The organism is Anabaena sp. 90, assembly GCF_000312705.1.
GTDB classification, from domain to species: Bacteria; Cyanobacteriota; Cyanobacteriia; order Cyanobacteriales; family Nostocaceae; genus Dolichospermum; species Dolichospermum lemmermannii.
Window position 1 is genome coordinate 780,421 of record NC_019427.1, and the last position, 13,429, is coordinate 793,849.

8 protein-coding genes and 1 tRNA gene are annotated in these 13,429 nt (G+C 39.1%); 5 read left to right on the forward strand and 4 right to left on the reverse strand.

The features are described 5' to 3' along the window. Window positions 1-15 precede the first annotated feature (15 nt). Both ANA_RS03560 and ANA_RS03565 read left to right on the forward strand, forming a co-directional pair. A tRNA-Phe gene (locus tag ANA_RS03560) sits at window positions 16-88 on the forward strand. 464 nt (window positions 89-552) lie between these two features. After that, a complete protein-coding gene (locus ANA_RS03565) occupies window positions 553-873 on the forward strand; it encodes a hypothetical protein (RefSeq protein WP_015078685.1) in 321 nt (106 codons plus the stop codon). Window positions 874-931: 58 nt separating this feature from the next. Here the strand turns inward: ANA_RS03565 and ANA_RS03570 are convergent, their stop codons facing one another. Continuing rightward, on the reverse strand, window positions 932-1,249 hold the full coding sequence (locus ANA_RS03570; protein WP_015078686.1) for a DUF2103 domain-containing protein: 318 nt from the start codon (window positions 1,247-1,249) through the stop codon (window positions 932-934). Window positions 1,250-1,254: 5 nt separating this feature from the next. Continuing rightward, window positions 1,255-1,578: an ATP-dependent Clp protease adapter ClpS gene (gene clpS, locus ANA_RS03575; RefSeq protein ID WP_041457635.1), complete on the reverse strand. Its 324-nt coding sequence runs from the start codon at window positions 1,576-1,578 to the stop codon at window positions 1,255-1,257. A gap of 218 nt (window positions 1,579-1,796) precedes the next feature. Here clpS and ANA_RS03580 point away from each other — a divergent pair, with 218 nt between their 5' ends. Further along, on the forward strand, window positions 1,797-2,234 hold the full coding sequence (locus ANA_RS03580) for a DUF29 domain-containing protein (protein ID WP_015078688.1): 438 nt from the start codon (window positions 1,797-1,799) through the stop codon (window positions 2,232-2,234). Between the two features lie 47 nt (window positions 2,235-2,281). Here ANA_RS03580 and ANA_RS03585 read toward each other — a convergent pair whose 3' ends face one another. Further along, on the reverse strand, window positions 2,282-4,306 hold the full coding sequence (locus tag ANA_RS03585; protein WP_041457638.1) for an FAD-dependent oxidoreductase: 2,025 nt from the start codon (window positions 4,304-4,306) through the stop codon (window positions 2,282-2,284). A gap of 102 nt (window positions 4,307-4,408) precedes the next feature. Further along, the gene (locus ANA_RS03590) at window positions 4,409-6,451 is read right to left on the reverse strand and encodes an NAD(P)/FAD-dependent oxidoreductase (protein ID WP_015078690.1); all 2,043 of its coding nucleotides are present in this window, start codon (window positions 6,449-6,451) and stop codon (window positions 4,409-4,411) included. Between the two features lie 162 nt (window positions 6,452-6,613). On the opposite strand from ANA_RS03590, the gene ANA_RS03595 reads away from it, so the two are divergent. Both ANA_RS03595 and ANA_RS03600 read left to right on the forward strand, forming a co-directional pair. Next, the gene (locus tag ANA_RS03595) at window positions 6,614-6,847 is read left to right on the forward strand and encodes a hypothetical protein (protein WP_015078691.1); all 234 of its coding nucleotides are present in this window, start codon (window positions 6,614-6,616) and stop codon (window positions 6,845-6,847) included. 945 nt (window positions 6,848-7,792) lie between these two features. Beyond that, window positions 7,793-13,402, forward strand: a complete 5,610-nt coding sequence (locus ANA_RS03600) for a choice-of-anchor I family protein (protein WP_015078693.1) — start codon at window positions 7,793-7,795, stop codon at window positions 13,400-13,402. The last annotated feature ends 27 nt before the right edge of the window (window positions 13,403-13,429 follow it).

Here is a 13,429-nt window from a genome sequence, read left to right on the forward strand (position 1 = left end):
AAGAAAAAGCCCCCTGCCGGGATAGCTCAGTTGGTAGAGCAGAGGACTGAAAATCCTCGTGTCACGAGTTCAAGTCTCGTTCCTGGCATTTTATTAAAATAGCTGAAAGCCGCTGTTAATGAGACTAGAAGTGAAGGTAAAGCTGCTGTTTTCTATGATGGTGCTACTATTCCTTTACCAGCAGAATTACCTATGGAACTAGAACTAGCAAAAGATTGACTATCCTTGATTATCAGTCATTCCTGTCAAAATAGTTAGCATTGTATGAAAAATATCACTCAAAAATACACAAAGTCAATAGCCTATTTCCGAGGTGAGTATTGGGATACAGCACTTTCCGGTTTTGTGAGGTACATATATAGCGGGCAAGATGCCCGCACTACAAGAGTTTCATAATTCAAGTTTGTATTTCATTAGAGCGAAATCTGCTGTATGTGAAGAAAGTTGTTGAGGAATTGCGCTTTGTAACTATTTTGGATAACTCTGAGGCATATTCCTTTAGACTAGGTTTCCATAGGAATATCAAAACATTGAAAATGGAGACTAGGACAAATGCCTACGGTAAATTTATGTTGCCATGAGTTTGTAGTTGCTATTTCCTCCGTCGCTTGTATAGTTGGTCTATGGTTATTGAAGGATCATAATCAAGCAATAGATGATTTTCAAGAAACAGAACAAAGTCTTTTAACAATGAGCTTTGCTTACTGGTTAGTATATTGCATCGCCTTTGGGATGGAAAAAGTATTTTTATTCAATTGGGAAGCTGTAATTATAACTTTGAGAATTACTACAGCTTTGTCATATTTCTTAACATTTTCTTGTATCTTGAGTTTGCCGTTACATAAATTTGCAGTTCATAAAATTGAAGAATAATCAAAAGTCAAGGTTAGAACTATATTTAGCTCCAACCTTGCCATTGTAAATTCATAATTTAGGCAATTCTCATAGCAATAGCGATAGCGAAGCGCTCCGTAGGAATCGCACCTTCGAGTTGTTCCTGGAGTAAAGTTGTGAGGATAAATACCTCTTGCACAGTTTTGCCTTGACGAGCAATGATTTTATAACCACCGCGAATGGGTACAGACACACGCAACTGCATTTTTGGTGCATGACCTCTAGCTCTACCAATCACCGCAGGTGTCACCGTCCCAATACCATCCTCTCGACACAAACGTTCTAAAATAGGAATTAGACCGGGAATATGGGTAGAGTGATTCCAAACTAGCCTACCATCGGTGGGTTTAGACATAATGATTAGGCTGCTTCCAGGGGAGCCATTGTCAACCCAGCCCGACGGAGTTGTTGGTGGTATAATTCCGCTGGTTCTTGGGGTCCTGTCCAGACAATTGCTTGTCCTTCATGGTGGACTTGATTAGTGAGATCCCAAGCGAGATCCCCCGACATTCCCGGAATATACTTCATTAAACACTCAGCTACGTGCTGGAAAGTATTGAAATCATCATTCAATACAATTACCTTGTAATTAGGATAGGTTTTCCGAGTCACTTGATTAACTCGGTCAGGTGTCACAGTCGGTGCTGAAGCCATACTGTACACATCTGCAAGTCTTGTCACCATAGAAAAATCAGCCAAAAACGACGTTGTACAAACTGACATTAGAAATAACTAGTTTAATCCATTGCTGACTGAGTTAGTAGTCAGACACAAGCCGATAATGTGTAAAAATATTAATTTATATCTATGAAGTAATTGACATTTTACCTTTTAAGAACTTCCTATATGAGATATAGAATACAATTGAACTAAGAACATATAAACCTATAATAGGTGCGAAAATGAACACTTTTCTCCTCTATACAAGCGACTTTCATGCTTGGACTCAAGAACAGGTTAATTTACTCAAAACTCAACAATGGGATACATTAGATACTGTCAACCTAATTGAAGAATTAGAAACCTTGGGAAGAAAAGAAAGACAAGAATTCAGAAATAGATTAGCTGTGTTGCTAGGACATCTATTAAAATGGCAATTCCAAGCAGAAAAACGCAGTAGTATTTGGTTGAGTACGATTCGAGAACAACGGATTCAAATCAAACTACTTTTACAAGATAGTCCTAGTTTAAAACCTTATTTAGAGGAAGTTTTTCTCACCGCTTACGAATTAGGTTTAGCATTAGCAATGAGAGAAACTCAATTAGGTCAACAGGTATTTCCCGAAATATGTCCATACACTTGCGAACAAACCCTTAATTCTGAATTTCTCCCAGATTAAGCTTTATTTAGATCCCCGACTTCTCCAAGAAGTTGGGGATCTTTTACCTACCGCCAATCGTCCCAATTTTCGTTAAAAATAGAAGTATCAGGAAAAGCCGTAGGATTCCCATTTGCTTCCAACAGCTTTCTTAAAATTTGTAATTGTGGTTCTTGTTTAGGTAAATTATCAACCAATTGATAGGGTGCAATTCCTTGTTTTAGTGCAAAACTGGCCACAGTTCCCGCAGCAGCACCAGAAGACCATTCAAAGGAATGAACTCGATAAGCAGCAGCCGCAATATGACTTGTAGCAATACTTTTTCCTCCTACCAATAAATTATCGATTTTTTGGGGAATCATTGCCCGTAGGGCAATTTGGAAAGGATAAGCTTGTCCTGCACCGCGTCTTTCTCCAGCACGTTCAGTATTACCAGGTGCTTCTACTGGACTTTTTGCCATACATGGATGAAAATCTATGGCATAATGACCAATACCCACAGCATCAGGGTAAATTGTGGAACGAGTTCTTCGCATAGCTTTTTCTGGGGAAATTCCCCCCCTAATTACAGATGTTGCTTCCAAACCTGATACAGTTGCTTTTAAACTGCGATACATATTTACTGGCAGAGTTTTTCGATAATATTGATCATTATAATTACGACGAGAAATATCAACTTCCCAAATGCCAAAACCATCCGGTTGTCCCCAACTAGGACGGCCAATAATCCGTCTTCCTTCCCTCATGTAGGGGTATTTAGATAACCCATGAACTGTCCCCATTGGCGAATCTAAACCTGTTAAGAAACGAATATTTGTTTGCGGTTGTTTAACACCATTACCTAGTTGAGAATCTGTAGTTCCTGCATATAACCAATAAAAAAAAGAAAATGCCTTTTCTTCAGCTTTACGCAGGGTTTCTGTGCGTAGTCCTCCTTGCCAACCTCCAGGTTTTAGCTGTCCAGAATTTTCTAATTGTTGACGAGTATAAATGAGATTATCTGCGGCTGTTCCCGGACGGTAATCATTTCCCCAAGTCCAGTTTTGCATGGAAATATCCCCTGGTGTGGGTGCAGTAAACTTCACCCCATTAAATGTAGTTGGTTGTCCTTTTTGGGGACTCCAAATTCGCCGATAGGTAAAGACTAAATCAAAGTTTGCTAATCGTTTTAATTCATAACTAAAATATGGTGAATATTGTAAATAAAATGGGGGCATTGTTTGTTGCTGCGCTGCTTTTGTTGCCTCCATTGCAAAGGTATAAGTGAAACCTTGGGTACAGTAAGGATCATTTGTAGTGCTAGAAGATGAAGGTTCAAGATAGGAACGGGCATCAATTCCTAGCCGATAGGGAACATCTGCTAAAGCGATAATTTCCCCGGTTTCACTTGCGTCTATAATGTACCATTTTCCTGGGTTATTTTGAGATTGTTTGGGGAGAAACTGAATAATAGTTTTACTCAAACGAGATGAGTTTTTATAACTATAAGCATCTTCAATGGTTTGAGATAAGGTATTAGTATTTAAAGGTGGTTGATTTTTTGCTGGTTGATGTTGAATTGCTATGGCGTTATTAATAATTTTGCCATCTTTGCTAATTTGTAGATCTTTAATTACCGTATTGGGAAACCATTGTAATTTTCCTTTACCTTTTTTTTCCGCATCTTCGAGCATTTGTGTCATGATATTGTGGGCATCACGAGGCAGAAAGCAGGAATCACTTACCCAACAATCTCCAGGATTAAGTTTGCCATATTTGCGCTCAATGCGGTTTCTTAATTCGGAATAACCGCGAGAATAGAATTGTTTATCTCGTTGAGTTGGTCTTTCGTCTAATGCAGATGTTCCTTGAGAAGAAATTTGTCCCCCTAACCAGTCGGTTATTTCTGTTAAACAAACTGTGCGTCCTGCAAGTAAACCTTCATAAGCTGTAGCGACTCCTGAGAGTCCACCACCCACAACGAGAAGCTCACAGTTAACGATTTTATCTGGGATACGTGGAGGGGTAGCGGTGACGGCATAAGGGATGAGAACGGTGGTAAATAGGCTGAAGCTGATGAACGTTTGCAAACGTTTTTTGTATCTACGGTTCATAGAAGAGGGATAGAGTGGAGTTGAAACCGAATAAGTTATGAAATTAAGGATTTTAGAAGTTTTAGGACTCCAAAATCCCCAATTCCTTGATAATATATGAAACTAACGCAATGCCGGCGGTAATCGTGGTCTACCTGTAGTAATTGCATAGTTAATTACTAACAATTGTAACCATAATCCTGGAAAGCGATTTTCTAACCAAGATTGATTCCATTTCAAAAATTGCGGCAACCATATTCCCAAAATAACACTGATGAAAGCATGACGAGCAAAGCTGACATAATTCCCAACCCAACGTAATAAATCTCGCCAACCAGCTAATTGCCAAATCCACAATAATAAAGCCGGATTTTTCATAGCTGCTTTCAAAGCTAGACGGTTAAAAGTGAACCAATCACAACGGTCTTTAATGAAATTATCAGTTACTTCTGGGGTTTCATCTGTTAATAAGCCAAAGAAAGTATTCAGCATCGAATTTATCATTTGGGGGGCGATAAATCTGCCCGTGGGAACCATCATTCCCTTAGAAAACAACCACATTACAGCCACATTGCTTTGGTAAGCTCGAATTTTATTTAAGTGCTGCTGACTCAATAAATCATGTTTAAGGGCAATATTTAACAGAGTAGTTAATCGGTCTAAATTGCGGACTAAAGAACCAAAACCAGTAAAAACTAGCGGAGATTGCAAAGAAGCAGCATCACCAATGGCAATTAATCTATCAACTGCAATTGTGCGATCGCTACTATCTGCGCTAAAATGTCCTGGGATATAGCCAAAAGTTGGTTTCCTCCAGACTAATTTATCTAGATCACAACGCCGATATTCTGGCAAAATTGTGAAAAAGTCCTCATACATTTCCAACAAAGAACCAGGATTTTCTTCATTTACTTCATGATAGTGAAATAGGTAAATTGTTAATTCTTCACCAACACCAGGAAACAACTCCCAAATTAACTGTCTACCTCTCGAAATATCCCCATGACTGTAAAGAACATCCCCATATTCAGAATCCCAAACCCCAGGCTCAAAGCCCTTTTCAATCACTGCTCCCACCGTTGGACACACACTATCAAAAGCCCTACCACCATTTAATTGCCAAGCAATTGGTGAAGCCGTTCCCATTGCGTCTATCAATAAACGTCCACTCACCTGCTGTTCATTACCAGTAGGCAAATGTTTAACGTTAATCGTAACTTGTGTAGGACTAATATTCACTTGGGAAAACTCCGTTTCATCCCAAATATCACCACCAGCAGCTTGAAGTTTTTGCCCACATAATGCCAGTAACCTTTCTGAATCTAAAGCTATATTTAGGACTGTGGGAGTATGGAGAACAGAGGATTTCAAATTAGAGGGATTATTACCATCAAAAAACTTATTAAAACCGTCTTTATATTCCCTAGAAATAATTTCTGCTAATTCAGCATTGGTGAGCAAACCCAAATTTATTAAACTTTGGATTTCATCACGGGAAATATTCCATTCTCGGTTCATTTTACCAAAAGGTAATCTTTCCACCAACAGCACCTTATAGCCCAATTTAGCCATGACTGCGGCATGAATTGACCCCAAAGCACCACCAATATAAATGAGGTCATACTGAGGACTAGCAGCAGGGGAGAGGATAGGTGATATTTCCTGACTATTCCCTTGATAAAATACTACTTGACGAGGCTTTTGAGGATTTCTTACCCCTTCTCGCCACCTTTGCTCCCACCAGTAAGCGCGCTTGAGGTCATATTCTCCATTAGGCATTTTCTGAAAATACTTGACAGTTAGAGGATAATAGGGTTCTAACTCTGCGAAAATTGATTTTTGGGGATCAATGACAGGTGGTTCTGGGTAGCAATTGGGAAAGCGACTTCTAATTTTCCGCGTTAGAGATTGGAGAATGCGTCTCTCCTGGGGAAAAGGTTTATCTCCCCAACGGAATACTTTTAGGTAAGTTGTCCGCTGCACCGACCACACAAATACAGATAGTTCTACGCTATTGGCAATGGTACTTTTAGCCGCACTTCCCAGCCGAAACCCATCTGGAGTGATGAATTTTTGACTATTTTCGACAACGAAATCTGTTTGTAGCCATTTGCTGACGGATACTGTATCGGGTGTAGGAATTTCTAAATAAAGAAGTTCTTGCATATTGTTCTGATATCTCATAACGAATCTACTCACTCAGACAGATTAAAAAAAGGCAGAAACTAGGTTAAACTCTGCGCTAATTAACTTCATAAAGATTCCATAAAGAATTTTAATCATTTATCAATTTTATTGTTCATGTTGTAAATTTCCTAAACCCATACCATGAATTATCCTATCCCAGACAGTCCCCAAGAAATATCTGCATTAAGAAAACAGCCAGTTGATGAAGAATTAGTGGCTGCGGTAATTGCTGGTGTAATTAGAGTAGTTCGCGCTCAGGGTCAGTCTTTAGATCAATTAACTACCCAGGTATTAGCGGATGATAAAATGTTAGATAGGCAACAAAGGCGCTGGTTAAGTCAGTTGGTTGCCCAAGCATGGGAAAATTTTCCTTAATGCGCTGATGATATACAAGTATGTAGACGAGAGAAGACTTCCACCCCCCTCATATCCAAATGCTACAGGGATGTGTGCTTTGAGTTTTGTTTAGTTGTTGTTTTGTCAAAACTAATATCTTTATAATACAACCACTTTCCGTCTTTCCTCCATCCTACTGTGTCGCCTAAGGACTGCCAAACTTTATCGTCATTTTTATTCAGTACATATTATTAAACTCAGGTGCCGCATTGTTAAATGTCATACATTAGCATTTTCGGGAATATCATAAATAATTGCTTGCCTAATTCAGTATTAGGGACTTCCAAGAAATAAAATCCCCAAAAATTTCTTGTAGTGCGGGCATACTATGGCTAACGCCACGCTGCGCTATCGACAAGCTCAGTACAAGTCTTGCCCGCTAATCATCAAGGACGGGCAGGATGCCCATCCCACAAAATTGGGTAATTTATTTTTTGGTGTTCCCTTAAACCTCGTCCAAGTTGAAAACTGGAGTTTTTCAAAAGGGAACAGGGAACGGGGAAGAGTATAGGATTTGGGAATAAAACCCAATTAAGAAAAAACTATGGGTTTCAAAGTAAACGCGGTTTAACACTAAATTTCCTGAATTTTTAGCGATTCCTACAGAGTGCTGTTTCTTTGAGTCTCGTAAGCGTTACACATTCAGATATAATAGGTGGCGGGAATAGGATTAAATTAATAGGACAAAAATTACTGAAAGTTAGAAAACAAAGGCTATTTAGTTAAACATAGATAGGGTTAACACTAAGCTGTTATTCTAATTTTTTTAATTTCTCCTTAACCTTTAATTATTTATTCCTTAAATAAACTGAGATAAATTCTCTTTATAGTCAGGAATTTACCGATTTTTTTAAAGCTCAAAAAGACTAAAATACCCATTGCGGACTAAGTAACAACAAACCTCTAATTGCCAATATAAAAATTATGAATTCAATTCAACTTAACCATGTCGGTACTATCAAATTAAGCGGCGCAGAAATTTCTGATTTTGACCCCATATCTCAACGCATTTTTGTGACTGGAGAATCTGCAAATAAACCTGTTCTCCAAGTAGTAGATGTTTCTGATGCAAATAACCCCACTCAAGTTACTAACATTGATCTTTCTAGCTTAGGTGCAGGAATTCAAAGTGTAGCCGTCAGAAAAGACATAGGAACTGGAAATAGCATTGTGGCGATCGCTATTTCTGCAAATACAAGTACCGACCCCGGTAAAATTGCTTTTTATGATGCTGTAACTCTCACTAAAATTTCCGAAGTGACAGTAGGTGCTTTACCTGATATGATCACTTTCACTGCGGATGGTAGCAAATTACTTGTCGCCAACGAAGGAGAACCCAGTGAAAATTATGCTATTGATCCAGAAGGTTCAATTAGTATCATTGATGTTTCTGGAAATATTGCCAGTTTAGATAATAGTAAAGTTACAACTGCAAATTTCACGACATTTAATGGGCAAAAAGAAACTTTAAAATCAGCCGGAGTCAGACTTTTTGGACTTAATGCCACCGTTGCTCAAGATTTAGAACCAGAGTATATAGCAATTTCTTCCGATGGCAAAACTGCATTTGTTACCCTACAAGAAAATAACGCCTTTGCAGTTTTAGACATTGCTACTGCTAATATTACTAAAATTGTTCCATTAGGTTTTAAAAATCATAATTTACCAGAAAATGGTCTTGATGCTAGTGATAGAGATGTTAATGGTACTTCTGGTGGTGGAGGTAAAATTAATATTCAAAATTGGCCAATTTTCGGGATGTATCAACCCGATGCAATTAGCTCTTTTCAAATTGCTGATAAGACCTATTATATCACCGCAAATGAAGGAGATGCGCGGATTCGTCCTACAGCAAATGGTACTTTTGGTAATGAAGGATCACTATTTAACGAAGAAGCAAGAGTTTCTAGTTTAAATCTTGATCCTACAGCTTTTCCTAATGCTACTGAGTTGAAAAAACCGGAAAATTTAGGACGTTTAACCGTTACCAATAAACTAGGAGATACCGACGGAGACGGAGACTTTGATCAACTTTATGCTTACGGCGCTCGTTCTTTCTCAATCTGGGATGATCAGGGTAAATTAGTATATGACAGTGGCGACCAAATCGAACAAATTCTCAAACAACAAACGCCTACATTCTTTAATGCTAATAATGGTTCAGCCACTGAATTTGATACTCGTTCCGATAATAAAGGACCTGAACCGGAAAGTGTAATCGTTGGTGTGATTGATGATGTCCCTTATGGATTTGTGGGCTTAGAACGTGCGGGTGGTGGGGTAATGGTTTATAACCTCAGTAACCCCACTGCACCTCAATTTGTTCAGTATATTAGAACCGAAGGTGATGTCTCTCCTGAAGGTTTAAAATTCATCTCTGCGGAAAATAGTCCCAATTCTCGTCCCATGTTGGCAGTTTCTAATGAAGTTAGTAATACTGTTAGCTTTTATGAAATAGCTTCCCCACCAAAGTTAACTACTTATGAATTTCAAAATCTACCCAAATTAGGCACAACTTCCACCGGACAAGATATATTTTTGGGTGGGTTTTCTGGATTGTATTTCCAAGGTGTAGCGGATAATGGCAATCTCAAATTTGTTACTAATACAGATCGTGGTCCTAATGGTGAACCCACAGGTCAAAATAGACCGTTTTTCTTACCCAATTTTCAACCAGAAATAGTCAGTTTTGAACTTAATCAAACTACTAATCAAATCACCATTACCAAAAGAACTGGGTTATTTCGTGAAGATGGTACAACTCCATTAACTGGACTTCCCAATGTCCAAGCTGGGGCTGCTGGAACAGCTTACACTGATGAAATTGGGGTTGATTTAAATGGTCAAATCTTACCTAATGATACTTTAGGGGCTGATGTTGAAGGTATCGTCATTGCGAAAAATGGCGACTATTGGCTGGTAGATGAATATCGTCCCGCAATTTACCATTTCGATGTCAATGGGAAATTACTTGATCGTTTTGTTCCCCAAGGAACAGCAATAGCAACAGAACCAGATCAACCCGCAGGAACTTTTGGAACTGAGGTATTACCAGCAGTTTATGCCCAAAGACGGGCAAATCGGGGCTTTGAAGCAATAGCATTAGAAGGTAACAAACTATATGCTTTTATTCAAAGTGCAATTGATAATCCCGATAATGGCACTGATACAACTTCCAGAAATTCCCGCAATTTGCGAATTCTGGAATTTGACATAGTTTCTAAACAGGTAACTGGTGAATATCTCTATCTCTTGGATGATATTACAGGCAGTGGTAATGCCAAAACTGATAAAATTGGTGATGCTGTTGCCTTGGGTAATGGTAAATTTGCCGTTGTAGAACGAGATGATAGAAGTGATAATACTTCCAATAAACTTATCTATCAAATAGATTTAGCAACAGCGACTAATATCAATAATCCTGCTAACTTTACTTTGCCAAGTGGTAAGACTATTGAACAATTAAGCGCGGCTGAATTAACTACCGCTGGAATTATTGCTGCTAACAAAACTTTAATAGTTAATGCAGCGCAAGTAGGTTACACCGGAGTTGAAAAATTAGAAGGTTTGGCATTAGTAGCACCCAATATTCTGGCTGTGATTAATGATAATGATTTTAATGTCGCAGGAACAACAATTCCTGAAAAATTAGGCATTATTGAACTACCTAATAATCTACCTGTTACTATTAGTGGTACTTCTGGAAACGATGTATTATTAGCATCTGCCAGCGGTTATACTCTCCTGGGTTTAGCAGGTAATGACTCCATTGATGGTGTCACAGGAACAGGTGACAATATCCTAGATGGTGGTGAAGGTGATGATGAAATCTTTGCTAAGGAAAATGATACGGCTTTAGGTGGTGAAGGCAATGATCAAATATTCTCCGATGGTCAAGGTAATAATATTTTATCAGGTGGTGAAGGCAATGATCAAATATTCCCTGATCAGAATGACAAAGTATTTAGTGATGCTGGTAATGATATAATTTACTCCGGTCTTGGTGGTAACACCTTAACAGGTGGTGATGGTCAAGATACCTTTTGGTTAGCTAATGCTGCATATCTGCAAAGTCCCAACATAATTACCGATTTTAATCCAGCACAAGATTTATTAAACGTTAATGTTGATGGGTTTAAGGACATAAATCAACTTACACTTTCACCCCAGGGAGATTACACCTTAATTAGTGCGAATAGTAATCCCTTAGCTATTCTGAAGAATTATGAATTACCACAGTTTGCTATCACCTCAGCTTCAGCAACAGAAGGAAATATCATAATTTTCACTGTCACTCGGACAGGAAATAATTCATCTTCACAAAGTGTAACTGTAACTACCTCTATTGCTACAGGTGATACAGCCAGTGATACTGACTTGACTGCAAAAACAGCAACTTTGACTTTTGCACCGGGAGAGACTACTACAACCTTTTCTGTCCAAACAACTCCAGATGTCCTGTTTGAAGGAAATGAGACATTTACTGTCAGTTTAAGTAATCCTACAAATGTATCAATCATTAGTTCTACAAACGCCACAGCCCAAGGAACTATTACTAATGATGATCCAGCCCCCATATTTAGCATTGCTACCGCTGAGGCATCAGAAGGAAATGCTATCAACTTTACTGTAACTCGAACAGGAGATGCCCAGGCTCAACAAAGTGTGACTGTAGTTACCTCTATTGCTACAGGTGATACAGCCAGTGATACCGACTTGACTGCAAAAACGGAAACTCTGACTTTTGCACAGGGAGAAACTACTAAAATCTTTGCTGTCCAAACAACTCCAGATGCCCTATTTGAAGACCAAGAAACTTTTACTGCTAGTTTAAGCAATGCTACCAATGGTGCAATCATTAGTTCCACCAACGCTACAGCGAAAGGAACAATTAATAATGATGATACTGCACCCGTATTTAGTATTGCTGCTGCTTCCGCAACGGAAGGAAGTGAGGTAAATTTCACTATCACTCGTACAGGTGATGCTCAAGCTAACCAAAGTGTGACTGTAGCCACTTCTATTGCGACAGATGATACAGCTAGTACCAGTGACTTGACGGCAAAAACGGAGACTTTAACTTTTGCACCTGGAGAGACTACTACAACCTTTACTGTCCAAACAACTCAAGATACCCTATTTGAAGGCAATGAGACTTTTACTGTCAGTTTGAGTAATCCTAATAATGGTGCAGTTGTTAGTTCCACCAACGCTACAGCGAAAGGAACAATTAATAATGATGACGCTGCACCCAACAAAAAACCAAATCTGCAAAGCTTCACCCAAAATGGACAAGAAGATCAAATAATTAGTTTTGGTATTGGAGACTTCAAAGACAAGGGTAAATACCAAGACGAAGACAATAATGATTTAATGGCAATTAAGGTAATAAGTTTACCAACCGCTGGAAGCCTGACTTTTGTTGATGGTCAACAAGTGACTGTCAATCAAGAGATATCAGTTGATGACCTAGCTAATCTGCGATATAATCCCGTTCTTAATGCTAATGGTAATGTTGCCACATTGACAGTAGCAGCGATTGATAATGGTACTCCAAAAGCAGAATCTGATCCTGCTACCATCACAATCAATCTGACTCCGGTAAATGATCCTCCCGTTGCACAAAATGATCAATTATCTGTCAGTCAAGGAAGTGCGGGAACTATCAACCCTTTAAACAATGATAGTGACCCTGAAGGAGATAGTTTAAAGCTCACCGGCAAAACCGACGGTAAATATGGCAAAGTTGAGATCAATGGCAATAATTTGACCTATACGCTGTTAGATGGCAATTATTTGGGCAATGATGTCTTTAGTTACACTGTCTCTGATGGTAGTCTTTCCGCAAGTGCTGATGTTAGGGTAACGGTTACGGGTAAAGCTACAACTGCTACAGTAGCACCAACTCAGCTAATCTCAATTGCTCCTGTTGATAAACTGATTCCCAAGGAAGCAGGTACATTAACTGGTATTGTTGATAAATTGGGCTACGAATTTCCTAATAACTACAACCCATCCCTTGTCAAAAACTCCCTGCAAAATGCCCTAAATCAGACCACCGCAGCTTTTAATAATCTGTTCGGTCTCTATGAGGTGGATGATGTAACGGGGTCTGTAAATGGCATTAAACCCGGGGAAATCGGTTATGCGAAAGCCGCTTTGAGTAAGGTAGTAGATAACTTTATTGTGCGGGTAGGGGGTTCAAGTAGTGGTGCTGCGAGTGATGTCATTGTCAATGGTGGTAAAATCTATTCTCCCTTTGTAATTGCCAATGGTGGTAACTTCTCCGGTAATCTCCAAGCAGCGATTAATGCTTTCTTTGCTGCGAACCCTAATAATAGTCCGGCTACCGCGCAAAATTACACGACTTTACCTGTAGCCTATTTTAGCTTTGGGGTAGCTAACCCGGACGGTGCGGCTCATTTAAGAAGTTTTGGGAATAATACCTTTGGTTTTGAAGATTTACCTGCGGGTGTGGGGGTAAGTGACTACGATTTTAATGATGCGGTTTTCTCCTTTGGAGCGGTCGTCTAGTTTGTCCTATTCTAGATCATGATCATC